A 23,768-nucleotide genomic window follows, 5' to 3' on the forward strand; every position below is an offset into this window, starting at 1 on the left:
TCATTATGCCGCGAATCAAATGCATAGTTTCATACGATGGCACCGGCTTCTCCGGTTACCAGGTCCAGCCTGGCAAAAGAACGGTCCAGGGTGAGCTGGAAAAGGCCCTTGAGAAGCTTCACAAGGGTACAAGCATCAGAGTCAGTGCATCAGGCCGTACAGACGCAGGAGTCCATGCCCGCGGCCAGGTTATCCATTTTGATACAAAGCTTGAAATTGAGCCTGCCAGGTGGCAAATAGCGCTTAATTCATTACTGCCTGATGATATTGCTGTTAGCTCAGTAGAATATGCCAGGCCGGATTTCCATGCTCGCTTTGATGCTGTCGGCAAGGAGTACCGTTATTTTTTGCTGCTATCAAAGCATCGCGACCCTTTCCAGCGGAACTATGCCTACCAGTTCCAGTATGAACTTGATCTCGACGCAATGAGAGAGGGTGCAAGGCTGCTGCTTGGCACACATGATTTCACTAGTTTTTGCTCGGCCAAGACTGAAGTGGAAGACCGTGTGAGGACCTTGCAGAAAATTGATATTTTTGAAGATAACGGACTGCTGGTTTTCAGGTTTGTCGGTAATGGCTTTTTATATAATATGGTCAGGATCCTTGTCGGGACATTGCTGGAGGTAGGGACAGGCAGGAGGCAGGCTGACAGCATGCACCAGCTGCTTGCAGAACAGGACCGCACGCAGGCCGGCAAGACGGCTCCTGGACACGGGCTGTATCTGTGGAAGGTTATTTATGGCGATAAAGATCATCGATTCGGAAATTAATTTTAAAAAAATGATATGACAACTATTCCTGGTGTTGACAATCTCTCAACCACAGGTTAAGATATCATATGTATGTATTTTAAACCCACGATCAGCCCCGGAAGAGCTTTATCGTGTTTGAAAATATACCAAAATGAACTTGATTTTTTTTTGACTATTTAGGAGGGAAACTCATGCGTACAACGTTTATGGCAAATGCCAACAATATCGAGCGTAAATGGTACGTAGTTGACGCTGCAGGCAAGACTCTAGGTCGCCTTTCAACTGAAGTTGCAGCTATTCTGCGTGGTAAACATAAACCAACTTTCACACCACATGTTGACACTGGTGATCACGTAATCATCATCAACGCTTCTCAGATCGAACTAACTGGTAAGAAATTGACTGACAAAATCTACTACCGCCACACAATGCACCCAGGTGGATTGAAGCAAAGAACAGCTCTTGAAATGCGTACAAACTACGCTGAAAAGATGCTTGAACTTGCAATCAAAGGTATGCTTCCAAAGAACTCTCTTGGACGCCAAATGTTTAAAAAGCTTCATGTATATGCTGGTAACGAGCATCCACATCAAGCACAACAACCTGAAGTTTACGAACTTCGCGGATAATTATTAAGGAGGTAATTAACTTGGCACAGGTTCAATATATCGGTACCGGTCGTCGTAAGAGCTCCGTTGCGCGAGTTCGTCTCGTACCAGGCACTGGAAAAATTACAATCAACGATCGTGAAATTGAAGATTATATCCCATTCGCAGCTCTACGTGAAGTAGTTAAGCAGCCGCTTGTTGCTACTGAAACTGTAGGAAGCTACGATATCCACGTTAACGTAAATGGCGGTGGATACACTGGCCAGGCTGGCGCAATCCGTCACGGTATCTCTCGTGCATTGCTTCAAGCTGACCCAGAATTCCGTCCAACACTTAAGCGTGCTGGACTACTGACTCGTGACGCTCGTATGAAAGAACGTAAGAAATACGGTCTTAAAGGCGCTCGTCGTGCACCTCAGTTCTCAAAGCGTTAATTTTTGGCGCTTCAAAAAAGCTCTCAACCAATTGGTTGAGAGCTTTTTTATTTCATCGAAACAGTATTATACATTGCAGAGCCTGTAATCAAGCTATTTCTTATTTCACCAATTTATTTTTCACTGCAAAAAGGGCAGCCTGGGTCCGGTCAGCCAGTTCGAGTTTTGCCAGCAAATTAGATACATGTGTTTTTACCGTTTTTTCCGTGATATACAAGGAGGCGGCAATCTCTTTATTGCTCTTTCCTTTAGCGATCTCTTTTAAGACTTCCAGTTCTCTTTTCGTTAGTTCTTCTTGTAAGCCTTTTTTTGGTTTGCTGCTGTTTGATAAATTGGCTAGTAAATGTGAAGTGGCTTTCGGATGAAGCTGGTTCTCTCCTTTGACCATTTTCTTGATGGATGTAACAAGTTCATCAGGCTGGATATCCTTCAATTGAAATCCGGAGGCACCTGCTTCTAGTGCGGGGATGACATGGTCCTGGTCGGAGAAACTGGTGAGAATCATGATTTTAATGCCTGGGTCTTCTTCTTTAATCATCTTCGTAGCTTCAATTCCATTCATTTCAGGCATGGCTAAGTCCATCAAGATAATATCAGGCTTGAGCTCTCTTGCCATTTCAACCGCTTTTCTGCCATTTTCGGCTTCTCCGATAATTTCAAGGTCTTTTTGAGTTTTTAGAAAAAAGACGAGGCCTCTTCGGACGACATGATGATCGTCTGCGATTAATATGCGTATACTCATTGTATTTTCCCCCTAGAGTGGAATGGTTATCTTTATTTCGGTTCCACTTCCCAATTGGCTTCGCAATCGAAACAGGCCGTTCAGTGCTTCTGTCCTTGCTTTCATATTCTTTAAGCCTAATGAAGGAATTGAAAGGTTTTCATTATAATGAAAGCCGCAGCCCCCATCTTTAATGGTTAAAGTGGCCTCATTTTCAGAAGCATGAAGTGATAAAAAGACCTCTTGGACACCGGAATGCTTTTTACAATTGGCGATTGCTTCTTGTCCAATTCTCCATATAGCTTCTTCAACTTTTCCGGGCATGCTGGTTGCTCCCGTCACCTTTGCCTCTATAGTCAGACCAAGCATTTCCCCATAACTCTTTAGTGCGCTGACAAGTCCATTCTCGAGACCCTGAGGCTTCAGCTGCCAAATGAGTGATCTCATTTCTCCGAGTGCTTCCTGGGTCAAGTCCTGCATATAGCTAAAGGTTTGCTTCACAGCTTCATCCTCTGTCATTTCCATTCCAGCTCTGGCTGTCAGGCTGAGAGAAAACAATAGCTGGTTCACCGAGTCATGCAGGTCCCGTGCAAGCCGGTTTCTTTCCGCAACAAGAGCTGTTTCTTGTTCACGCTGAGTGAGTTTGATGCGTTTTAATGCTGTACCAATTTGATAGGCAATTGCTTCGAGCAGGGCAAGCTCATTTTTATGAAAATGTTTTTTGTTTGGTGACCCCACATTCAATAAGCCGAACCGTTCTTTTCCGGCGCGGAGGGGGACAGTAGCGTGATGGGTTAATCCACAGGTTTCCCCAGCACCTTCGTCAAGTGCGTCTTCAATTCGCTTACATTCAATGATATTACTTGCTTTTTTTAAAGTATGGTTATTATATTTATTCACACACCAGCACTCACCGTGACACATTCTTTCCTTCTGATTCATTGCCAAAGCGGGTGGAAGGGCGAAATCTGCCGTAAGTTCGTGGTTTCCGTGAGCATCAATAAGAAAAATCCAGCCAGTTTGAAGTCCTGTTATATGCAAAAGCCTTTTCAGGACATCAGATAGCATAGTCTTCGTGTCTGTTCCTTCGTTTAACAGCTCTGCAATTTCTTTCAGGATGCCGATTTCTTCATATTGCTTTTCCTCAGTCATTCCAGCACCTCCTTCACCGTCCTGTTATCTAATGTCATTATAGCTCATTTTTTCAATTGCGGATGTTAAAAACTGGTGCATGCTTTGCGGGGAGGTGATACCTGTAAAATTCGATCATTTCATGATTGGGTCCTTCAAAAAAGACTGTTTCCCAGCCGTTATCCAGTTTATAAGGTCCTTCTGCTATTTGGTTTGACTCTAAAGTTTTGATCACTTGCTGAAGGTCGGGAACTTCAAAACAAATATGGACCGAGTTTGTGCTATGTGGATGACATACTAGTTCGAGCCGGAAATGACGGGACGCTAGGAACGCAATCTTTTCCCCCAGGAAAGAAAGCCTGCTTTCCAGTTCTAAGCCCAATAAATCTGTATAAAAATTTATCGACTCTTCAAGATTGGTTACTTCCAAGCCGATATGATGAAGGCGCATAAATACCTCCTATTATATGATAAGATTCATATCACCAAACTCGTGCCATAAATAACCTTCATGGATTGCTTGATGATAGGCATGAAGCAAGTGATGTTCTGGTAAAAAGGCAGTCAGCATATCCAGGTGGCTAGCCTTTGGTTCATGCAATCCAGTGATGATTCCGTCTACTATTTTTAGAGATGACTGCTGATTAATATATAAATTTGTAGTACCTGAGAGTTCTCCGTTTCTCGCAGCGCTTTCGAGAGCCCGGACGACAGTCGTCCCAACTGCGATGACTCTTTTGCCAGAAGAATGAGCCTTGAGGATTTTTTCCATTGTCTGTTCAGAGATGTGATATTCCTCAGGATTTTCTTTTGGGTCCACATGATCCTCTAGCAAATAACTAAGCCCTGTGTGCAATTGAATGAAATCGATTTGAATGCCTTTCTTCTTCAATTCAAATAACAGCTCCCAGCTAAACGCTCTGCCGGCAGATGGCATCTCCACAGAACCGGGGTGGGTGGCAAATACATTTTGATAGTAATTGAGGTCCCATGGTTGTTCGATATATTCATACCGGATCGGGGCACCAAGAACATAGATTAGATCTAATAACTCACTCCCGTTTTTATTGAATTTAATCGTCTTTAGCGGAGATGTCTCGGTCTCAGCGATCACCCTAGCAGTCAATTTTTCTGAGAAGTGCAGAGTATCACCCACTCTGACAGAGTTTGCGATGATGAGAGCCTCCCAAGTGTCAGCGAAAACCCGTCTGGCTAAACGGATTTCCACTTTTGGTGAAATTTGAACTCCTTTCCTTCTGCAGTCTCCTTGTAGCGAAGCAGGGATGGTGCGGCTATTATTTAAAATGATTAAATCACCGGGCTGAAGGAAACGGGGGAGATGATAAAAACGATTGTGTTTCATTTCACCGGTTTTTCGGCTCAGCGTCATCAACCTTACTTGATCCCTTCTTAGGCCTCTTTTTTCCGGAGGAAGGTTCGCATTCAGGTTTTCAGGCAGAATAAAATCCAGTGCACCTGTTTCCATTACAATCCCTCCTCTGATTGAGCTTCAAAGCGCTGGCCATTTATGCCTTTGGCCTTATCTGATGCTAAGTGAAGAAAGATGTCCACCACATTCTCAGGTTTTGCCAAGGGTAATCGCAATCAGGAACAGCTAATTGGTGCATTTCAGTGTCCATCTCACCAGGGTCTACCATATTTACACGAACATTGGTAGCACTTAACTCATCTGCCCATGTTTGAGTAAGGCCTTCCACAGCAAACTTTGAAATCCCATATGCTCCCCAGCCTGCATAGCCAACATGGCCAGCCTCAGACGTGACATTGATAATAGAACCTTCATTACGCTCAAGCATGATTGGGATGACTCTCTGGCTGACTAGAAATGCGGAGACTGCATTGACTCTTAACACCTCTGCAAAATCCTCTGCAGGATAATCCAGGAGCAGAGGCATTGGACTAGGGCCTAATACGGAAGCATTATTAACCAGCACATCGATCTGTCCATATACTTCCTGAGTTAAGGCTACGAAACGTTCCACATCCCTTGGCTGTGATACATCTGCTGTAATCGCCAATACTTCAGCACCTAAACCCTGGGCTTCTTGTTTGACTTTTTCTAGCCTATGCTCGGATCTTGAGCAGATGGCAAGTCTTGCTCCTTCCTTCGCAAAAGCCATTGTTAATGCTTTACCTAAGCCTTTAGAGGCACCAGTTATCATGACTACTTTTTTATTCATTTTGAATCATCTCTCCTTATTAGCTTGTTATATTAAGCATAAAGAGGATTAACAAAATTTCCCTCGGAAGAAAGCTTGAACTTTACCTACAACTTTTGGATGAGAAATAGGGGGAAGATGATCTGAATGCATTTTGTGTTAACCTTTGGGGGCTTTTATCAAGAGGAGAAACCTTGTGGCAGCATAATGCAAAAAGACGGAGGAAATGGTGCATTCCTCCGTCTTCTATATTAATCGTCGTATCCTTGCATGGAATCGATATGGCTGGCAATCATGGCAATGATGGTTGGAGCTTCTTCTTTTGTGAAAATGAAATTCGTTTCGTCTTTGATCATTTCGTCATCCTCTGTCCAAATTCGATTGATGCGGCGAAGGACTCCGTCTCCTGTATCCTGCACAAGCCCAAACTGATAGGTGACTTCTACATCATCTTCCATCAGGAAGGCTGTAACCTCGGGAGTTTCCCACTCGACATCAATTTCCTCGAGAATATCGTCCTCATCTATCAGCTCCGCCACATATAGCTCATCATCTTCATGAATTCCCTCATCTTCATAATATACAGTATCGTCATCCTCCGTTGCATAAACGACATCGAGTTCGTCTTCATCGTCGTTTGTGTAATCGTGGAAGCCCTGGTGAACCGCATCGACAATATCATCAATATCTGAAAGAATGACACGCGCCGGCTGCCCCAGGTCTTCATCAATGGTTTCCGTATAAAACTCCTCATTATGCGGGTCAAAGTATAATATATAGAAATAATCTCTTTCGCCATCATCATAATCCACAAAGAACTGAATCCGCGGATGTTTCGCGCCTCTCTCAACAGCCATCTGGCCTTCCTGATCATATTTTTCACAAATAGACTCAAGATGGTCCTGCAGCTCTCCAACTACCCGGTCAAACCATTCCATAGACATAGAAATCATCCCTTCCTCTGTATTCTCGATTAGCTTGCCCTAATATGAACATATTCTGTGTTAGTAAATTAGAGGAAATAGAGCAGGCGGCTCGCACGAGGCATAGAGAGTAGATAATAGCGTCTACATTGCCCGAAAGCTCGGGAACTAAGTCAAAACGGTAAAAGAAAAGCCTCTGCATTGCCCGAAAACGCAGGAACGAAGTCAAAACGGTAAAAGGAAAGTCTTTTCATTGCACCACAATCCAAAAACCTCCCCAACTCAAAGAAAAACCGCCTGTAATCTAACGCTCAGGCGGTCTACTTTATAAGCCAAGCAAGTCTCCAGCCAACTCCGGAAAATCAATAAAAGGATTTCGGTTCCCCTGGAGTTCCTGTATTGCGGCATTCCGATGCTTTTCATATAGAGTAACAGGGTGTTCCTGATGCCAGCCAAGCAGAAGCTTGAAGTCCATCTGTGCATCAAGCTTGATGACATCCATATATCTTATTGCAAAATAAAAAACGGCTCTCGCGACAATACCCTTGCCATATTCCGGTTCGAATTTCCCTTCTTCCACCATGCCGCAGCCAGACCTAATGCCTGAAGCAGCAAGTTCAGGTTCATAGGATGAGAAATCATGATAAGGGTGATTGCTTCTCATGCTGTTGCAGGCTGGCTCACAGGTAAACAAGTGGTGGAGGTCGCCTCGCATTGGCTCATCACCATCAAACCATGATTGTGGAACAACATGTTCAGTATTAAAAAGAATATCAGAACTGGCTGTAAATCCTCCTTGCCTAAGAGTCTCCATGAGTCGCAAATCCTCCTCAATCACCTCGACAGGGTCAAGGTTTTGTCCTGAATACAGGCTCTTCAGCTGAAGGTTCTCCTGCAAGTCCACCCATGGATAAACGTAATCATGCGGCGAATACTTTAAATGGGAGGAATGTGTCCGGACCAGCAGAGAATGGAGCTCTTTTGGTGTAAAAGCAGTATCGCAATAATACTCATTGCGAACTCGAGCATCCAGCTCTGCATCATAATACGATTTATTCTCGATGTTATGGATATACGCCTCACTAGCCGAAAGAATCATATCGCATCCATAACCATCGTTTTAAAGCTCTGGTCGAAGATTTCAGCCAGATGCTCAGGCACAGTCAGGTAAACAAGACCGTTGCCCTCCAGCTTTGGTGAGTTACCGAGCGGGACTGTCCGCTTGACCAGTTGCGCGTACAACTCTGGTTCTGTCAATTCTCGCTCAAAATGGGCTTTTGCATATGTCTTGATCAATGCCAGTGCACCGGATACGTGCGGAGCAGCCATAGAGGTACCGCTCAAAGTCGCGTATTTTCCATTGAGGTAGGTTGAAGTGATTCGCTCACCGGGAGCCACGACATCAATTTCATTATGGGAGTTGGTAAAATCGGATGAGCCTCGTTCAAGGTTTACAGCTCCAACACTGATGACTTCGTTATATGCACCAGGGTAGGCGAATTCATTGGTAGAATCGTCGCCATCTCCCTCATTGCCAGCAGCACAAACGACGAGGATATTCTTTTTAACAGCGGCTTGAATTGCCTCGTGCAATTCGGGTACGTCAGCTGGTCCGCCAAGCGACATCGAGATAATATCTGCTTCCTGCTCAATGGCATAGTGAATTCCATTGATAATCCATTCATACCTGCCTGAACCGGCCTTGTTCAACACCTTTACAATCAGCAGCCCGGCTTCTGGGGCAACGCCGATGACGCCAGACTCATTTTCCTGAGCGGCAATCGTGCCTGCCACATGTGTACCATGACCATTGTAGTCCGTATAAAGATCAGGGTTGCCACGGTCATCATCTGTAAAATTCCTTCCGCCAATGATTCGGTCCTTTAAATCAGGGTGTGTCGTTTCACAGCCAGTATCCAATACAGCAACCTTAATTCCTTTTCCTTTTGTTTCATTCCAAAGCTTGGGTGCCTGGATCAGCTCAACACCTTTTGGCACCTCTTTGATTTCCTCCGCTTCATCAATCACGGTATAAGGAATAACGTGAACACCTTGCTCCATTTCTTTCCCTCCTTAGAGATTAAATTGAAGCGAGTTCTAGTTGTGATAATAAGTCTAACAATTCTGACTATTAATTAAAAGGACCGATAGTAGGGTATTTGCTAGAAATGAATAACCATAATTGGGCATTTCATCCTAACAGGATTGCTGAAATCTTATTCAGTAAACGTCTGTGAAAACTGGAAAAGGAATCGTCGGTTGATATTGCATTACACCCTTCAAGAGGTTGAACACTACTTCTTAAGGGGTGAGAATACTTTGAACGTCGTAACGACATTTGTAGATAAAAGAAAACAAAAACAAGTGAAATATGAGCGAGCGATGCTCCGTGAATTATCCATCAACATCCTGCAGGGCAGGGTGAAACAATATTTTGGCTCATCAAGGCTGACCTCGAACCTGATCATGAATTCAGGAATCGAAGAAGCTTGTTATGATGTAGCGATAGAAGCCTATTTACTTGGTGCCAAGTTCAGCCGGTTTGGGTATTTCGGTGAACCAATAGAGGCAGTTAAACCTCGCTGTGAAAAAGAAGAGCGCCATTTGATTGACACCTTATATAACTTTTTCCTATTTTGGGGGAAGGGTGAAGAGGGAGCCGGTTCCGAAGAGCTTTATTATTTATGCGAACAGTATGTCGACAGCTGGTGGAGAGAAGGATTCATGAAGGGTGAAAAGAAGTATAAGCTAAGATTGCACTAGCAGCAATAGTTCTAAATCATCTACCTGTCCCATATAGTTTATTATCAGGGACTAGCTGGGGAGAGGATGGTTTAGAACATGCTGAAGAAACTCAAAATCGGATTATTTGCAGCCGGCCTTGCCGTGCTTTTCCTAATATTGCAGTATGACTTTGCCGACAATGATTCTTGGGAATCCTGGAACCTGCCGCTTTCGGGGAAAATCATCTATCTTGACCCAGGGCATGGAGGGGTTGATCCCGGAGCAGGGGAAGAGGAACCCTTTGAAAAAGATATCGCGCTCAATGTTTCCCTGAAATTGCGGGATTATCTCCAGCAACAGGGGGCTCTCGTCATTATGACGCGCGAAACAGATGTCGACCTAGCGGATAAAGGCCTTAAAGGCTACAGTAAGCGAAAGGTACAGGATTTAAAAAGAAGACTGGATTTGATTAATGAATCCGAAGCTGATTTTTTTGCGACGATCCATTTGAATGCGATTCCCTCATCAAAATGGAAAGGGGCGCAAACATTCTACTCCACTAATTACAAAGAAAACAAACGCGCCGCCAAACTAATCCAGGACGAATTACGCAGGAACCTTGAAAACACAGATCGAGATGCAAAGGCAGCGAATAGCATCTATTTGCTGAAGCATACCAATAAGCCGGGTGTACTGGTCGAAATCGGATTTTTATCCAATCCGCAGGAAGCGGCAAACCTGAAAGATGAAGCCTATCAGGAAAAGATAGCGGCCTCCATTTATGACGGGATGCTCCGTTATTTTACAGATGAACAGAAATTTTGGGAAAAATAAAGAAGGGTCATGGGATCCTTCTTTTCTCATGGGGACTTTTATTTATAGGTTATTCTGATTGATATTGGTAAAAATATCTTTCAGAAATGTGTGATAGGTTTAACACTTAGGAATTTTATCAATATGTTATACTGTCCTTGGAGATAAATTTTTACAGAGGAAGGTGTCATTATGTTAACTGAAGCAAAGGTGCGAGAAAGTTTAAAAGACCTTAAGGAACCATTTTTACATAAAACACTCGAAGAAATAAATGCAATCGAAGAAATCAAAATCAAAGAAGAGAAGAATCATGTAAGCGTTAAAATAGCTATCGCGAAAACAGGTACAGCTGAACAGCTGCAGCTGCAGACGGAGATTGTCAATATTTTAAAAGGCGCCGGAGCGGCATCAGTTGGCTTGCGCTTCTCTGAACTTCCTGCAGAAGTTCTTTCGAAGTTCCAGACAGCGGCTCCTGAAGAAGAGGAAGGCCTGCTTTCTCCTAATAACCAAACAACGTTCATTGCGATTGCGAGCGGAAAAGGCGGAGTAGGGAAATCAACGGTATCCGTGAACCTTGCTGTCTCTCTTGCGCGTTTAGGTAAAAAAGTCGGACTTGTTGATGCGGACATCTATGGTTTCAGTGTTCCTGACATGATGGGCATCACAAAACGCCCGGTTGTAAGAGGGGAAAGAATCATTCCTGTTGAAAGGCACGGAGTAAAGGTCATCTCCATGGGATTCTTTGTGGAAGATAATGCACCGATCATCTGGCGCGGGCCAATGCTTGGTAAAATGCTGAACAGCTTCTTCAATGAAGTTGAATGGGGAGAGCTCGACTATCTCCTATTGGACCTGCCTCCAGGAACAGGGGACGTGGCGTTGGATGTGCACACCATGCTGCCATCATGTAAAGAAATCATCGTTACTACACCACACCCGACAGCGGCATTTGTTGCGGCACGTGCTGGTGCGATGGCGCTTCGAACAGAACATGAGATCCTAGGTGTCATTGAAAACATGTCCTACTTTGAAAGCAAGCTGACCGAGGAAAAAGAATATGTCTTTGGACAAGGCGGCGGCGAAAAGTTAGCGGACGAGCTTAATACACAGCTGTTAGGCAAACTGCCATTAGGCCAGCCAACATGGAATGAAGAAGACTTTGCACCATCCATTTATCAGGAAGACGATAAAATTGGAGCGATTTATACGAATATTGCCCAGCAAGTTGTGCAAATGCTTGAAAAATAATAAGAGAGCCTCTCCGTTATCTGGAGAGGCTCATTTACTTATAATCAGCTAAAGCGGTTGTCGGGCTGACCAAAGGCTAATACAATCATTACTGTCCTCCAGAACCTCCGCCTGATTCTTCGCCGCCACCGCCTCCGGAACCTCCGCCGCCTTCTTCGGAGCCACCTTCAGGTTTCTGAGTTGGCATTTCCTCAGCAGCTTTGACAATCAATGCCTGAAGCTTTGCTTTGAATAATGGGCTTTCAAAGGTTTCAGTCATGACCTTTTGCAAATGCTCCCGGTATTCTTTGCTTTTCAGCAAAGTGGTCAATTCCTTTTCAAGCTCCGGGTCTTTCATTACCTCAATCATCATGCCCTTATATTCTGGATCCTTCATAAGATCCTTTAACAGCTTTTCATTTTCCTTCTTCATGCTTTTTGCAACGCTCTCAGCGAATTTTGGATCTTCAAAGGATTTTTTCCAAAACTCCATGCCTTTTTCGGATGTCATTGTTTTTTCGACTGTATCAATTACGACCGGCTGGTCCATTATTAGCTTTTCCTTCATGCCATCGTCACCCATGACTTCCTGAATCGCTTTTTTGCCATCGTCAGTCTTCAGGATATCGACAACCATCTTCTTTGTTTCCTCATAATCGACTTGCCCCCCTGCTGACTCGGCTGGAGCAGCGCAGCCGGCAGCTAAAAGTAAAAAGGAAGCAGGGAGTATATACTTCATGAGTTTCTTCATCTTCCATTCCCCTTTCACATAGACAGCCCTAATTTTAGGATGAGTAAAATGACAAATTGTTATACACGAATAACGACACCTAGATTTTTCAAATCCTCATTGGTACAATCAAATAGTGAAGTTTAATTTGGTTTTGGGGGAAAAAATCGTGACAAGCCGTAATTGGGTACATTTATTTCTCACCACCCTGGTTGTTGGAGCGGTGACAACTGCTGTGGTTGGTTTTATTGTCCGCTGGAGTGAATTCCAGCAGCTATTAAGTGATTTCAACATTCTTGAATTCCTTTCAATTTTAGTATGGCTAATGGGTGTTGGTCTTATATTTAGCATTCTTAGCCAAATGGGTTTCTTTGCATATTTGACGGTACATCGCTTTGGTCTTGGAATTTTTAAATCTCTATGGAATCCAGTACAGGTTCTGTTGATTGCCTTTGTATTGTTTGACCTTGTATATCTGCGTTTTACCATATTTGCGGAAAGCGGCGAGAGTATCATTTCCTATTTGGGCCTCGCGGTGATCGTACTGGCAGCGGGGCTGATTGTGGCGTTCATGAAGGTTAAGCAGACAAATAAAGAGGCATTTATACCAGCATTATTTTTCATGGTTGTCGTAACGGTGATTGAATGGGTGCCGGTCCTCCGAGTGAACGAGCATAGCTGGCTATATCTCATGCTATTCCCATTATTAGTATGTAATGCCTATCAGCTATTGGTTCTGCATAAGCTTAACCAGAGGTCACTCCAGGAACGGAAAGCCCTTGAAGAAAAGGCTAAGACAAAGACAAAAACAAGTAAAAAGGCACAAAAAAAGCCGTCCAACGCATAGTTGGACGGTTATTTTATTTCTGCTGATTTAGAGTCACCATTGGCGATCATTTCTGAAACTGTGACCATTTTCAAATTTTTCGACCTGATGTCTTTTAAGACCAGAGGAAGTGCTTCCGCTGTTTGCTTAGCTGAATCAGAAGCATGCATTAACAGGATATCTCCTTTTTTTGCTTTAGAAGCATTCGCGGCGATTACATCAGTACCAGGATTCGTCCAATCCTTTGTGTCAAGACTCCAGTGGACTACCGTATATCCAAGGCGCTCAGCAATTTTCAGTGTCCGTTGGTCAAAGTGACCGGTAGGGGCCCGCAGCAGCTCAATGTTCTTAACATTAAGCTTTTTAAATGCCTCCTGAGCCTTTAGGATATCACGCCTGATTTTATCATCCTCAAGATCGGTATAATCCTTATACTCATAGCCCAGCATACCAATTTCATAACCTTCTTTCACCATTCGGTTCACCAAGTCTGGATGCCTTTCTGCCCAGGAGCCTGATAAGAAGAAGGTTACCGCTCCTGCTTTCTCTTTCTTCAGGACGTCAAGGATCGGTTCCGCTTTTTCATCGCCCCAGCCAATATTAAAGGTCAAAGCCAAATCCTTTTCTCCTTTGTAGATGGCCTTAGGACCGTCCTTAGCTGAAAAAGCAGGGATTTGCACCATGTTTTCCATGTAAAAAAACCAAGCTGTAAAAAAGGCTGCAATTACAATGACAAAAGCTGTTTTAATCGACTTCGCATTCATTACGTAAAAGAAATTCATTTTTTCACCACCTCGTCCAATGCACTCCTTGTCTAATTTTTATTCTCCAGTTCAAAAAGATATGATAATAAAAAATCAGATTATAAAAATAAGCGAAAAAGACAACACTACAATCACTATGTGAAAATGAACAGGAGTGTATGTATGCTTGGTGTTCTGATTAATGAGAAGGAACTGAAGGAGCTAGAATATTTAATAAAGAGGGAGATGGATGAAATCCTATTCGATCTCAAGGATGATCGCATTGATCATGTAGTGAAGAGATCCATGAAAGAAAGATATCAAATTCTGTTTTCTCTTTTTAAAAGAGTAGCATCACCAAAGGAATGTCTTAAGTATATGCCAGCAAAGAAAAGCATGTATAAAGGTCAATAAACAAGCGGGAAAACTTTTTTCGTAATTTTTATTGACGGAAAGAAATTATCCTGTTATATTAATAAACGTCGCTGCTGAGCCACTCGGAAACACGGTGATTCGGCGGTAAAAATAATAAAAATGTGGTTGACACTAAATCGGTCACATGTTATATTATGAAAGTCGCTTATGAGCGGCAAGACAACGAAATTGCTCTTTGAAAACTAAACAAACAAGCGTCAACAAACAATAAATGATCATGTTTCTTCTATAAGAACATGAGCCAACGTTTTAACTTATGAGCTAAACTCATAACTCTTTTTTGGAGAGTTTGATCCTGGCTCAGGACGAACGCTGGCGGCGTGCCTAATACATGCAAGTCGAGCGGATCTTCATTAGCTTGCTTTTGAAGATCAGCGGCGGACGGGTGAGTAACACGTGGGCAACCTGCCTGTAAGACTGGGATAACTTCGGGAAACCGGAGCTAATACCGGATAATCCTTTCCCTCACATGAGGGAAAGCTGAAAGACGGTTTCGGCTGTCACTTACAGATGGGCCCGCGGCGCATTAGCTAGTTGGTGAGGTAACGGCTCACCAAGGCAACGATGCGTAGCCGACCTGAGAGGGTGATCGGCCACACTGGGACTGAGACACGGCCCAGACTCCTACGGGAGGCAGCAGTAGGGAATCTTCCGCAATGGACGAAAGTCTGACGGAGCAACGCCGCGTGAACGATGAAGGCTTTCGGGTCGTAAAGTTCTGTTGTTAGGGAAGAACAAGTACCGGAGTAACTGCCGGTACCTTGACGGTACCTAACCAGAAAGCCACGGCTAACTACGTGCCAGCAGCCGCGGTAATACGTAGGTGGCAAGCGTTGTCCGGAATTATTGGGCGTAAAGCGCGCGCAGGCGGTTCCTTAAGTCTGATGTGAAAGCCCCCGGCTCAACCGGGGAGGGTCATTGGAAACTGGGGAACTTGAGTGCAGAAGAGGAGAGCGGAATTCCACGTGTAGCGGTGAAATGCGTAGAGATGTGGAGGAACACCAGTGGCGAAGGCGGCTCTCTGGTCTGTAACTGACGCTGAGGCGCGAAAGCGTGGGGAGCGAACAGGATTAGATACCCTGGTAGTCCACGCCGTAAACGATGAGTGCTAAGTGTTAGAGGGTTTCCGCCCTTTAGTGCTGCAGCAAACGCATTAAGCACTCCGCCTGGGGAGTACGGCCGCAAGGCTGAAACTCAAAGGAATTGACGGGGGCCCGCACAAGCGGTGGAGCATGTGGTTTAATTCGAAGCAACGCGAAGAACCTTACCAGGTCTTGACATCCTCTGACAACCCTAGAGATAGGGCGTTCCCCTTCGGGGGACAGAGTGACAGGTGGTGCATGGTTGTCGTCAGCTCGTGTCGTGAGATGTTGGGTTAAGTCCCGCAACGAGCGCAACCCTTGATCTTAGTTGCCAGCATTCAGTTGGGCACTCTAAGGTGACTGCCGGTGACAAACCGGAGGAAGGTGGGGATGACGTCAAATCATCATGCCCCTTATGACCTGGGCTACACACGTGCTACAATGGATGGAACAAAGGGCCGCAAAACCGCGAGGTCGAGCCAATCCCATAAATCCATTCTCAGTTCGGATTGCAGGCTGCAACTCGCCTGCATGAAGCCGGAATCGCTAGTAATCGCGGATCAGCATGCCGCGGTGAATACGTTCCCGGGCCTTGTACACACCGCCCGTCACACCACGAGAGTTTGTAACACCCGAAGTCGGTGGGGTAACCTTTTGGAGCCAGCCGCCTAAGGTGGGACAGATGATTGGGGTGAAGTCGTAACAAGGTAGCCGTATCGGAAGGTGCGGCTGGATCACCTCCTTTCTAAGGATATTGCCGTAAAGGCAATCGGAATGCGAATCTTTCGATTCGTACTGTGGATGTAATCCACATAGTTGTACGCTTGTTTGTTTAGTTTTGAGGGAGCAATTCTCTCAAAGCTTTTTTGTTCCTTGAAAACTAGATAATCGTAAGTAAGAAGAACCAAGAAAAAACCGAGTGATCGCCATTTTAGTTTTTCTCTCTATTTAATAGAGAAATGACCTTTTAGGTTAAGTTAGAAAGGGCGCACGGTGGATGCCTTGGCACTAGGAGCCGATGAAGGACGGGACTAACACCGATATGCTTCGGGGAGCTGTAAGTAAGCTTTGATCCGGAGATTTCCGAATGGGGAAACCCACTGTTCGTAATGGAACAGTATCTTTGCCTGAATACATAGGGCATTGAAGGCAGACCCGGGGAACTGAAACATCTAAGTACCCGGAGGAAGAGAAAGCAAACGCGATTCCCTGAGTAGCGGCGAGCGAAACGGGACATAGCCCAAACCAAGAGGCTTGCCTCTTGGGGTTGTAGGACACTCAACATGGAGTTACAAAGGAACGGGGTAGATGAAGTGGTCTGGAAAGGCCCGTCAGAGAAGGTAAAAACCCTGTAGTTGAAACTTCGTTCCCTCCTGAGTGGATCCTGAGTACGGCGGGACACGAGAAATCCCGTCGGAAGCTGGGAGGACCATCTCCCAAGGCTAAATACTCCCTAGTGACCGATAGTGAACCAGTACCGTGAGGGAAAGGTGAAAAGCACCCCGGAAGGGGAGTGAAAGAGATCCTGAAACCGTGTGCCTACAAGTAGTCAGAGCCCGTTCATGGGTGATGGCGTGCCTTTTGTAGAATGAACCGGCGAGTTACGATTACATGCAAGGTTAAGTTGAGAAGACGGAGCCGCAGCGAAAGCGAGTCTGAATAGGGCGAATGAGTATGTGGTCGTAGACCCGAAACCAGGTGATCTACCCATGTCCAGGGTGAAGGTTGGGTAACACCAACTGGAGGCCCGAACCCACGCACGTTGAAAAGTGCGGGGATGAGGTGTGGGTAGCGGAGAAATTCCAATCGAACTTGGAGATAGCTGGTTCTCTCCGAAATAGCTTTAGGGCTAGCCTCACGTTGTAAGAGTCTTGGAGGTAGAGCACTGTTTGGACTAGGGGCCCTCATCGGGTTACCGAATTCAGACAAACTCCGAATGCCAAAGACTTATCCGTGGGAGTCAGACTGCGAGTGATAAGATCCGTAGTCAAAAGGGAAACAGCCCAGACCACCAGCTAAGGTCCCAAAGTATACGTTAAGTGGAAAAGGATGTGGAGTTGCTTAGACAACCAGGATGTTGGCTTAGAAGCAGCCACCATTTAAAGAGTGCGTAATAGCTCACTGGTCGAGTGACTCTGCGCCGAAAATGTACCGGGGCTAAACGTATCACCGAAGCTGTGGATTGACATCTTAGATGTCAGTGGTAGGAGAGCGTTCTAAGGGCGTTGAAGTCAGACCGTAAGGACTGGTGGAGCGCTTAGAAGTGAGAATGCCGGTATGAGTAGCGAAAGATGGGTGAGAATCCCATCCACCGAATGCCTAAGGTTTCCTGAGGAAGGCTCGTCCTCTCAGGGTTAGTCGGGACCTAAGCCGAGGCCGAAAGGCGTAGGCGATGGACAACAGGTTGATATTCCTGTACCACCTCTTTATCGTTTGAGCAATGGGGGGACGCAGGAGGATAGGGTAAGCGCGCTGTTGGATATGCGCGTCTAAGCAGTTAGGCTGCAAGTGAGGCAAATCCCGCTTGCGTGAAGGCTGAGCTGTGACAGCGAGGGAAATATAGTACCGAAGTTCCTGATTCCACACTGCCAAGAAAAGCCTCTAGCGAGATAAAAGGTGCCCGTACCGCAAACCGACACAGGTAGGCGAGGAGAGAATCCTAAGGTGAGCGAGAGAACTCTCGTTAAGGAACTCGGCAAAATGACCCCGTAACTTCGGGAGAAGGGGTGCTCATTTGGGTGAATAGCCCGGATGAGCCGCAGTGAATAGGCCCAGGCGACTGTTTAGCAAAAACACAGGTCTCTGCGAAGCCGCAAGGCGAAGTATAGGGGCTGACGCCTGCCCGGTGCTGGAAGGTTAAGAGGAGGGGTTAGCTCACGCGAAGCTCTGAATCGAAGCCCCAGTAAACGGCGGCCGTAACTATAACGGTCCTAAGGTAGCGAAATTCCTTGTCGGGTAAGTTCCGACCCGCACGAAAGGCGTAACGATCTGGGCACTGTCTCAACGAGAGACTCGGTGAAATTATAGTACCTGTGAAGATGCAGGTTACCCGCGACAGGACGGAAAGACCCCGTGGAGCTTTACTGTAGCCTGATATTGAATTTTGGTACAGCTTGTACAGGATAGGTAGGAGCCTGAGAAACCGGAGCGCCAGCTTCGGTGGAGGCGTCGGTGGGATACTACCCTGGCTGTATTGAAATTCTAACCCACGCCCCTGATCGGGGCGGGAGACAGTGTCAGGTGGGCAGTTTGACTGGGGCGGTCGCCTCCTAAAGAGTAACGGAGGCGCCCAAAGGTTCCCTCAGAATGGTTGGAAATCATTCGCAGAGTGTAAAGGCACAAGGGAGCTTGACTGCGAGACCTACAAGTCGAGCAGGGACGAAAGTCGGGCTTAGTGATCCGGTGGTTCCGCATGGAAGGGCCATCGCTCAACGGATAAAAGCTACCCCGGGGATAACAGGCTTATCTCCCCCAAGAGTCCACATCGACGGGGAGGTTTGGCACCTCGATGTCGGCTCATCGCATCCTGGGGCTGTAGTCGGTCCCAAGGGTTGGGCTGTTCGCCCATTAAAGCGGTACGCGAGCTGGGTTCAGAACGTCGTGAGACAGTTCGGTCCCTATCCGTCGTGGGCGCAGGAAATTTGAGAGGAGCTGTCCTTAGTACGAGAGGACCGGGATGGACGCACCGCTGGTGTACCAGTTGTCTTGCCAAAGGCATCGCTGGGTAGCTATGTGCGGACGGGATAAGTGCTGAAAGCATCTAAGCATGAAGCCCCCCTCAAGATGAGATTTCCCATAGCGCAAGCTAGTAAGAACCCTGAAAGATGATCAGGTTGATAGGTCAGAGGTGGAAGCGCGGTGACGTGTGGAGCTGACTGATACTAATCGTTCGAGGACTTAACCAAATTGATTACTCGATCTTCTTGTTTTCTTCTTACAAACATTATCTAGTTTTGAGGGAATAAAGTTTTCTTGCGATAGCAAAATATCTTAAATTACCTCTTGAAAAATGCATAAAAGGCAGTATAATAAATATTGTCCTTAAAAATTGTCTGGTGGCGATGGCGAGAAGGTCACACCCGTTCCCATACCGAACACGGAAGTTAAGCTTCTCAGCGCCGATGGTAGTTGGGGGTTTCCCCCTGTGAGAGTAGGACGCCGCCAGGCAATGATGCATGATCATCTTGGATAAGTTCTAAGATGTGGCATTCGAATCATCTGCAAGAGTTATGAAAAATACCATTATTCCGCAGTAGCTCAGTGGTAGAGCACTCGGCTGTTAACCGAGCGGTCGTAGGTTCGAATCCTACCTGCGGAGCCATTATCTCTAAATGACGTAAGTCATTTGAGCTGGCAGCAAAATGCTTCCATAGCTCAGCAGGTAGAGCACTTCCATGGTAAGGAAGAGGTCAGCGGTTCGAGCCCGCTTGGAAGCTCTGAAAATACTATTATATGGCCCCTTGGTCAAGCGGTTAAGACACCGCCCTTTCACGGCGGTAACACGGGTTCGAATCCCGTAGGGGTCACCAAGATTTTTTTGCGACAGCGAAGTTGAATATGGAGGATTAGCTCAGCTGGGAGAGCATCTGCCTTACAAGCAGAGGGTCGGCGGTTCGATCCCGTCATCCTCCACCATTTATTCTTATATAACTTTCCTTAATGCCGGTGTAGCTCAATTGGTAGAGCAACTGACTTGTAATCAGTAGGTTGGGGGTTCAAGTCCTCTCGCCGGCACCATCTTTCTAACTTACCTGAATAAACTTCAGCGGAAAGATGCGAAAAGTCCCGAAGGGATTTTGAGCATGTACCTAGTTAGGAAGTTCTATTATGTGGAGGGGTAGCGAAGTGGCTAAACGCGGCGGACTGTAAATCCGCTCCCTCAGGGTTCGGCGGTTCGAATCCGTCCCCCTCCACCATTTTAATACATATTAAAATTGGACAAGCTACTAATGTCCTTTTTATTTTTTCATTGGGCTATAGCCAAGCGGTAAGGCAACGGACTTTGACTCCGTCATGCGTTGGTTCGAATCCAGCTAGCCCAGCCATTTTTGAGCCATTAGCTCAGTCGGTAGAGCATCTGACTTTTAATCAGAGGGTCGAAGGTTCGAGTCCTTCATGGCTCACTCATGTTAAGACCCCTAAGAATGAACTTAATCCTTTATTTTTAGGGGTCTTATCTATATAATAAAATCATGCGGAAGTAGTTCAGTGGTAGAATACAACCTTGCCAAGGTTGGGGTCGCGGGTTCGAATCCCGTCTTCCGCTCCAAATGGGGCCTTAGCTCAGCTGGGAGAGCGCCTGCCTTGCACGCAGGAGGTCAGCGGTTCGATCCCGCTAGGCTCCACCATCACACTACATAAATACCATTTCAGCCATAAATCCAACGGATTTATGGCTTTTTTATTTTTATCCAATAGAGTTTAGACAAGTTTGAAGGAGAAGAGACCAAAGCTATCAAGAAAAAGCCGTTATTCTGACAGTTTACAGGGGGTAAAGCCTAGAGCTGTCCAGAATACTACCTATTAATCCGACAGCATTTGCTTTTTCTCATTTTTCTCATATTTCAAGTCTATTCCAATTCGCCGGTGAAGCTGTTATAAATTTTTCATATTAAGTATCCTTACCCAATAAATTCGCTCAATTCCAAACCGTATATATATTCATGAAATTGTCCGGTTGAGTCATTTGAATGAAAGCGTTTAAAATAAGGAGTAGACGAGAGATAGCAAGGGGGAGAAAACAATGAAGAAACTTTCGATTATTGGTATGCCGATGGATTTGGGTCAGATGAGAAGGGGAGTCGACATGGGCCCAAGTGCAATCCGTTATGCTGGAATAAATGAAAGACTGAGAGTGTTATTTGATGAGATAGAGGATTTGGGAGATATCGCAGTTGGCAGACCTGAGGTGAAGATTGATCCTAACAGCAATCTTCGCAACCTGGAATTAGTTGCTGAGAAAAATAGTTTGCTTGCTGATGAGGTAGACAGGATTATAGAATCAGGATCATTCCCGCTTGTATTAGGCGGTGATCATAGCATTGCGATCGGGACATTGGCAGGTGTATCCAAGCATTATAAGAACCTGGGTGTCATCTGGTATGATGCGCATGGTGACTTGAATACAGCGGAAACTTCTCCGTCTGGTAATATCCACGGAATGCCGCTGGCTGCGAGCCTGGGTTTGGGTCATGAAATGCTGACTCAATTAGGCGGATTCGCGCCAAAAGTAAAGGCGGAAAACATTGTCATTATCGGAGCACGTGCGCTGGATGAGGGTGAGAAGGACCTGATTAAGGAAATGGGCATTAAAGTGTTCACAATGCACGAAATCGATCGCCTAGGAATGGCAGCGGTCATTGAGGAAACAGTCAACTATCTTAAAGATAAGACGGATGGTGTCCACCTTTCTCTTGATCTGGATGGGCTGGATCCAACAGATGCACCTGGTGTCGGTACGCCGGTAACGGGAGGCATCAGTTATCGTGAAAGCCATCTGGCAATGGAGATGCTGGCTGAATCAAAAATCATCACATCAGCTGAATTTGTCGAAGTCAACCCAATCCTTGATGAAAAGAACAAGACAGCTGTCGCGGCAGTGGCGTTGATGGGGTCTTTATTTGGTGAAAAACTTCTGTAATGTCCATATAGTTTGGGAATAGACTCATATTAGTGAGAAAAAATAGGAGCAGCGGCCAGGTGGCTGCTGCTCTCTTATTATTAATATAGGAATGTCTTTTTTGAAGATAAGTGATAATATTTATTTAGTAAATGGTCGAGTTTAGTGCTGATGTCTACAACCCGTTGATTTGCCAGCGAGGTTTTTGCGGCTAATTCAACCATTTCTTTACGGCAATTTTCAATATCCTTCAGCAACGTTTCTGCACACATTGATTATTTCCTCGCTTTCACTGAAATATAGTTCATTTATACCCCTGAAAAAAACTTTTTAAACCAAACTGGTAAAAATTTGTTAAAATTGACTTAGCGTGCTTTTTCGCAAAATAAGTCAGTTAGTAGATGATTTTGTCAATTACATACATAAATAAAGTTTTTATAAAAAAAAACGAAACCTTTTACGGAATCGATTCGTATATCGATTAGCCGCATGAAGCGCGGAGGTAAACTAATGGAGACAATCGTAAAACACAGAATAAAGCAAGTACTCAAGGGAGACCAGAATGCCTATGGAGAGATTGTTGAGGTATACAAGGACAAGGTATTCCAACTTTGCTACCGTATGCTCGGGAATCGGCACGAGGCAGAAGATATTGCACAGGAGGCTTTTATCCGTGCATATATCAATATTAACAGCTTCAATCAAAACTTGAAGTTTTCTACATGGCTGTATAGAATAGCTACTAACCTATGTATTGACCGGATCCGCAAAAAGAAACCGGATTATTTCCTTGATGCGGAAGTACCTGGAACAGAAGGCTTGACGATGTATTCCCAGGTTCCATCTGAAACACCCTTACCAGAGGATGAAGTAGAAAGTATCGAATTGCATGATACCATCCAAAAAGAAATATCAAAACTACCCGATAAATATCGGTCTGTAATCGTATTAAAGTATATTGAAGAACTTAGCCTCAATGAGATCAGTGAAATACTGGATTTGCCGCTTGGCACGGTGAAGACGAGGATCCATCGAGGAAGAGAAGCCTTAAGGCAGCAGTTGCGACACGTATAAGGTGAGGTGAAAGAATATGAAATGTTCCGAACAAATTATCGACTATATGCATGAATACTTAGATGAAGAAATCTCCGAAGAACATGAAAAGGTACTAAGAGAGCACCTGCAAAGCTGTTCAGATTGCCAGGAATACTTCAGGGAGATGAATAAGTCAATCGCTCTTGTGCAGAGCACTTCCCATATCCAGGCACCAGATGATTTTACTTCAAAAGTGATGGCCGGCCTGCCGAAGGAAAAGAAAAAGACGGAAATCCAACGCTGGTTCAGGAGCCATCCATTTATAACGGCTGCCTCGCTTTTCCTGGCGTTGATGACTGGCAGCATCTTTTCGACTTGGAATGAAGAACACCAGTTTTCCGTATCGAAGCAGCCTAATCTGATTGTTGAGAATGATACGGTTATCGTACCTGAAGGGGAAGTCGTCAAAGGAGATGTCGTTGTCAGGAATGGCAAGGTGAAAATAGAAGGCGAGGTCCAGGGTAATGTCACAGTGATCAACGGTGAGCTGATCAATGCTGAGAATTATATGGCATCAGCCGGAAATGTCACCGGTGAAATAACAGAGGTTAATGAAGTGTTCGAGTGGATCTGGTACCATATTAAAAAAACAGCTAAAAACACGGCAGATCTTTTTGAGAACGACGAAAAGGAACAGTCATTCCAATAGGAATGGCTGTTTTTTAAGGCTCCCTTTTGCAAGGGTTGGTTGGGGGTCAGCAGCCAAGGTGACATCATTATAATTT

Annotated in this window: 22 protein-coding genes, 10 tRNA genes and 3 rRNA genes; 24 read left to right on the forward strand and 11 right to left on the reverse strand. The window is 45.3% G+C overall.

The window, feature by feature from the left end:
- Positions 1-5 precede the first annotated feature (5 nt).
- The 3 genes from truA to rpsI all read left to right on the forward strand — a co-directional run bounded on the left by truA (position 6) and on the right by rpsI (position 1,794).
- Complete coding sequence (truA, locus tag FOF60_RS00830; RefSeq protein WP_192472765.1) at positions 6-770, forward strand: tRNA pseudouridine(38-40) synthase TruA; 765 nt, start codon at positions 6-8, stop codon at positions 768-770.
- A gap of 173 nt (positions 771-943) precedes the next feature.
- Positions 944-1,381, forward strand: a complete 438-nt coding sequence (rplM, locus tag FOF60_RS00835; RefSeq protein ID WP_167834111.1) for a 50S ribosomal protein L13 — start codon at positions 944-946, stop codon at positions 1,379-1,381.
- Between the two features lie 20 nt (positions 1,382-1,401).
- On the forward strand, positions 1,402-1,794 hold the full coding sequence (gene rpsI, locus FOF60_RS00840) for a 30S ribosomal protein S9 (RefSeq protein ID WP_167834112.1): 393 nt from the start codon (positions 1,402-1,404) through the stop codon (positions 1,792-1,794).
- Between the two features lie 100 nt (positions 1,795-1,894).
- On the opposite strand, the gene FOF60_RS00845 is transcribed toward rpsI, so the two are convergent.
- The 8 genes from FOF60_RS00845 to FOF60_RS00880 all read right to left on the reverse strand — a co-directional run bounded on the left by FOF60_RS00845 (position 1,895) and on the right by FOF60_RS00880 (position 8,810).
- Positions 1,895-2,536 carry a response regulator gene (locus FOF60_RS00845; RefSeq protein WP_192472764.1) on the reverse strand — a complete coding sequence of 214 codons (642 nt, stop codon included), beginning with the start codon at positions 2,534-2,536 and terminating at the stop codon, positions 1,895-1,897.
- A gap of 12 nt (positions 2,537-2,548) precedes the next feature.
- Entirely contained in the window at positions 2,549-3,667 is a 1,119-nt protein-coding gene (locus tag FOF60_RS00850) for a GAF domain-containing sensor histidine kinase (protein ID WP_192472763.1), read from the reverse strand.
- A 52-nt stretch (positions 3,668-3,719) separates the two neighbouring features.
- Positions 3,720-4,097, reverse strand: a complete 378-nt coding sequence (locus FOF60_RS00855) for a VOC family protein (RefSeq protein WP_192472762.1) — start codon at positions 4,095-4,097, stop codon at positions 3,720-3,722.
- Positions 4,098-4,109: 12 nt separating this feature from the next.
- Positions 4,110-5,132, reverse strand: coding sequence for an S-adenosylmethionine:tRNA ribosyltransferase-isomerase (locus FOF60_RS00860; RefSeq protein WP_192472761.1), 1,023 nt, complete (start codon positions 5,130-5,132; stop codon positions 4,110-4,112).
- Between the two features lie 64 nt (positions 5,133-5,196).
- Positions 5,197-5,847 carry an SDR family NAD(P)-dependent oxidoreductase gene (locus tag FOF60_RS00865; protein ID WP_319801557.1) on the reverse strand — a complete coding sequence of 217 codons (651 nt, stop codon included), beginning with the start codon at positions 5,845-5,847 and terminating at the stop codon, positions 5,197-5,199.
- Positions 5,848-6,077: 230 nt separating this feature from the next.
- Entirely contained in the window at positions 6,078-6,770 is a 693-nt protein-coding gene (locus tag FOF60_RS00870) for a hypothetical protein (protein WP_192472760.1), read from the reverse strand.
- 304 nt (positions 6,771-7,074) lie between these two features.
- Positions 7,075-7,848, reverse strand: coding sequence for an endonuclease I family protein (locus FOF60_RS00875; RefSeq protein ID WP_192472759.1), 774 nt, complete (start codon positions 7,846-7,848; stop codon positions 7,075-7,077).
- Complete coding sequence (locus FOF60_RS00880; protein ID WP_192472758.1) at positions 7,845-8,810, reverse strand: S8 family peptidase; 966 nt, start codon at positions 8,808-8,810, stop codon at positions 7,845-7,847. Before FOF60_RS00880 ends, FOF60_RS00875 begins: the two co-directional genes overlap by 4 nt.
- A 258-nt stretch (positions 8,811-9,068) precedes the next feature.
- On the opposite strand from FOF60_RS00880, the gene FOF60_RS00885 reads away from it, so the two are divergent.
- From FOF60_RS00885 to FOF60_RS00895, 3 genes are all read left to right on the forward strand, one after another.
- Complete coding sequence (locus tag FOF60_RS00885) at positions 9,069-9,512, forward strand: YbaK family protein (RefSeq protein ID WP_192472757.1); 444 nt, start codon at positions 9,069-9,071, stop codon at positions 9,510-9,512.
- 78 nt (positions 9,513-9,590) lie between these two features.
- A complete protein-coding gene (gene cwlD / locus FOF60_RS00890) occupies positions 9,591-10,307 on the forward strand; it encodes an N-acetylmuramoyl-L-alanine amidase CwlD (RefSeq protein WP_192472756.1) in 717 nt (238 codons plus the stop codon).
- Positions 10,308-10,478: 171 nt separating this feature from the next.
- A complete protein-coding gene (locus FOF60_RS00895; RefSeq protein WP_192472755.1) occupies positions 10,479-11,534 on the forward strand; it encodes an Mrp/NBP35 family ATP-binding protein in 1,056 nt (351 codons plus the stop codon).
- 88 nt (positions 11,535-11,622) lie between these two features.
- Here the strand turns inward: FOF60_RS00895 and gerD are convergent, their stop codons facing one another.
- Complete coding sequence (gene gerD / locus FOF60_RS00900; protein ID WP_192472754.1) at positions 11,623-12,264, reverse strand: spore germination lipoprotein GerD; 642 nt, start codon at positions 12,262-12,264, stop codon at positions 11,623-11,625.
- A gap of 148 nt (positions 12,265-12,412) precedes the next feature.
- Between gerD and FOF60_RS00905 the strand changes: the two genes are divergently transcribed.
- Positions 12,413-13,090, forward strand: coding sequence for a KinB-signaling pathway activation protein (locus tag FOF60_RS00905; RefSeq protein ID WP_192472753.1), 678 nt, complete (start codon positions 12,413-12,415; stop codon positions 13,088-13,090).
- An 8-nt stretch (positions 13,091-13,098) separates the two neighbouring features.
- Here FOF60_RS00905 and pdaB read toward each other — a convergent pair whose 3' ends face one another.
- Entirely contained in the window at positions 13,099-13,851 is a 753-nt protein-coding gene (pdaB, locus tag FOF60_RS00910; protein ID WP_192472752.1) for a polysaccharide deacetylase family sporulation protein PdaB, read from the reverse strand.
- Positions 13,852-13,995: 144 nt separating this feature from the next.
- Between pdaB and FOF60_RS00915 the strand changes: the two genes are divergently transcribed.
- The 15 genes from FOF60_RS00915 to rocF all read left to right on the forward strand — a co-directional run bounded on the left by FOF60_RS00915 (position 13,996) and on the right by rocF (position 21,969).
- The gene (locus FOF60_RS00915; protein ID WP_167834127.1) at positions 13,996-14,226 is read left to right on the forward strand and encodes a hypothetical protein; all 231 of its coding nucleotides are present in this window, start codon (positions 13,996-13,998) and stop codon (positions 14,224-14,226) included.
- A 298-nt stretch (positions 14,227-14,524) separates the two neighbouring features.
- Positions 14,525-16,074, forward strand: a 16S ribosomal RNA gene (locus FOF60_RS00920).
- Positions 16,075-16,299: 225 nt separating this feature from the next.
- Positions 16,300-19,234, forward strand: a 23S ribosomal RNA gene (locus FOF60_RS00925).
- A gap of 146 nt (positions 19,235-19,380) precedes the next feature.
- Positions 19,381-19,496: ribosomal RNA gene (gene rrf / locus FOF60_RS00930) — 5S ribosomal RNA — on the forward strand.
- The 16S, 23S and 5S rRNA genes sit together here with 10 tRNA genes alongside, the layout of an rRNA operon.
- Positions 19,497-19,575: 79 nt before the next feature.
- Positions 19,576-19,650: transfer RNA gene (locus FOF60_RS00935), tRNA-Asn, on the forward strand.
- Positions 19,651-19,692: 42 nt separating this feature from the next.
- Positions 19,693-19,765 (forward strand) — tRNA-Thr (locus FOF60_RS00940).
- A gap of 18 nt (positions 19,766-19,783) precedes the next feature.
- Positions 19,784-19,858: transfer RNA gene (locus FOF60_RS00945), tRNA-Glu, on the forward strand.
- A gap of 30 nt (positions 19,859-19,888) precedes the next feature.
- Positions 19,889-19,964, forward strand: a tRNA-Val gene (locus FOF60_RS00950).
- Between the two features lie 26 nt (positions 19,965-19,990).
- A tRNA-Thr gene (locus tag FOF60_RS00955) sits at positions 19,991-20,066 on the forward strand.
- Between the two features lie 94 nt (positions 20,067-20,160).
- Positions 20,161-20,245: transfer RNA gene (locus tag FOF60_RS00960), tRNA-Tyr, on the forward strand.
- 54 nt (positions 20,246-20,299) lie between these two features.
- Positions 20,300-20,374, forward strand: a tRNA-Gln gene (locus FOF60_RS00965).
- Positions 20,375-20,379: 5 nt separating this feature from the next.
- Positions 20,380-20,452 (forward strand) — tRNA-Lys (locus FOF60_RS00970).
- 71 nt (positions 20,453-20,523) lie between these two features.
- A tRNA-Gly gene (locus FOF60_RS00975) sits at positions 20,524-20,598 on the forward strand.
- A gap of 3 nt (positions 20,599-20,601) precedes the next feature.
- Positions 20,602-20,677, forward strand: a tRNA-Ala gene (locus tag FOF60_RS00980).
- A 395-nt stretch (positions 20,678-21,072) separates the two neighbouring features.
- Positions 21,073-21,969, forward strand: coding sequence for an arginase (gene rocF / locus FOF60_RS00985; protein ID WP_192472873.1), 897 nt, complete (start codon positions 21,073-21,075; stop codon positions 21,967-21,969).
- 80 nt (positions 21,970-22,049) lie between these two features.
- Here rocF and FOF60_RS00990 read toward each other — a convergent pair whose 3' ends face one another.
- Complete coding sequence (locus FOF60_RS00990; protein WP_192472874.1) at positions 22,050-22,220, reverse strand: aspartyl-phosphate phosphatase Spo0E family protein; 171 nt, start codon at positions 22,218-22,220, stop codon at positions 22,050-22,052.
- A gap of 238 nt (positions 22,221-22,458) precedes the next feature.
- On the opposite strand from FOF60_RS00990, the gene sigW reads away from it, so the two are divergent.
- Entirely contained in the window at positions 22,459-23,022 is a 564-nt protein-coding gene (sigW, locus tag FOF60_RS00995) for an RNA polymerase sigma factor SigW (RefSeq protein ID WP_167834292.1), read from the forward strand.
- Positions 23,023-23,038: 16 nt separating this feature from the next.
- A complete protein-coding gene (locus FOF60_RS01000) occupies positions 23,039-23,692 on the forward strand; it encodes an anti-sigma factor family protein (protein WP_192472875.1) in 654 nt (217 codons plus the stop codon).
- The last annotated feature ends 76 nt before the right edge of the window (positions 23,693-23,768 follow it).

The organism is Mesobacillus jeotgali (genome assembly GCF_014856545.2).
Lineage (GTDB): Bacteria > Bacillota > Bacilli > Bacillales > Cytobacillaceae > Mesobacillus.

Bases quoted from the DNA above. Each gene is read 5' to 3' on its own strand.
- truA (WP_192472765.1), top strand. From the start codon at position 6: ATGCCGCGAATCAAATGCATAGTTTCATACGATGGCACCGGCTTCTCC.
- rplM (WP_167834111.1), top strand. From the start codon at position 944: ATGCGTACAACGTTTATGGCAAATGCCAACAATATCGAGCGTAAATGG.
- FOF60_RS00845 (WP_192472764.1), bottom strand. From the start codon at position 2,536: ATGAGTATACGCATATTAATCGCAGACGATCATCATGTCGTCCGAAGA.
- FOF60_RS00850 (WP_192472763.1), bottom strand. From the start codon at position 3,667: ATGACTGAGGAAAAGCAATATGAAGAAATCGGCATCCTGAAAGAAATT.
- FOF60_RS00855 (WP_192472762.1), bottom strand. From the start codon at position 4,097: ATGCGCCTTCATCATATCGGCTTGGAAGTAACCAATCTTGAAGAGTCG.
- FOF60_RS00860 (WP_192472761.1), bottom strand. From the start codon at position 5,132: ATGGAAACAGGTGCACTGGATTTTATTCTGCCTGAAAACCTGAATGCG.
- FOF60_RS00865 (WP_319801557.1), bottom strand. From the start codon at position 5,847: ATGAATAAAAAAGTAGTCATGATAACTGGTGCCTCTAAAGGCTTAGGT.
- FOF60_RS00870 (WP_192472760.1), bottom strand. From the start codon at position 6,770: ATGTCTATGGAATGGTTTGACCGGGTAGTTGGAGAGCTGCAGGACCAT.
- FOF60_RS00875 (WP_192472759.1), bottom strand. From the start codon at position 7,848: ATGATTCTTTCGGCTAGTGAGGCGTATATCCATAACATCGAGAATAAA.
- FOF60_RS00880 (WP_192472758.1), bottom strand. From the start codon at position 8,810: ATGGAGCAAGGTGTTCACGTTATTCCTTATACCGTGATTGATGAAGCG.
- cwlD (WP_192472756.1), top strand. From the start codon at position 9,591: ATGCTGAAGAAACTCAAAATCGGATTATTTGCAGCCGGCCTTGCCGTG.
- FOF60_RS00895 (WP_192472755.1), top strand. From the start codon at position 10,479: ATGTTAACTGAAGCAAAGGTGCGAGAAAGTTTAAAAGACCTTAAGGAA.
- gerD (WP_192472754.1), bottom strand. From the start codon at position 12,264: ATGAAGAAACTCATGAAGTATATACTCCCTGCTTCCTTTTTACTTTTA.
- pdaB (WP_192472752.1), bottom strand. From the start codon at position 13,851: ATGAATTTCTTTTACGTAATGAATGCGAAGTCGATTAAAACAGCTTTT.
- FOF60_RS00915 (WP_167834127.1), top strand. From the start codon at position 13,996: ATGCTTGGTGTTCTGATTAATGAGAAGGAACTGAAGGAGCTAGAATAT.
- rocF (WP_192472873.1), top strand. From the start codon at position 21,073: ATGAAGAAACTTTCGATTATTGGTATGCCGATGGATTTGGGTCAGATG.
- FOF60_RS00990 (WP_192472874.1), bottom strand. From the start codon at position 22,220: ATGTGTGCAGAAACGTTGCTGAAGGATATTGAAAATTGCCGTAAAGAA.
- sigW (WP_167834292.1), top strand. From the start codon at position 22,459: ATGGAGACAATCGTAAAACACAGAATAAAGCAAGTACTCAAGGGAGAC.
- FOF60_RS01000 (WP_192472875.1), top strand. From the start codon at position 23,039: ATGAAATGTTCCGAACAAATTATCGACTATATGCATGAATACTTAGAT.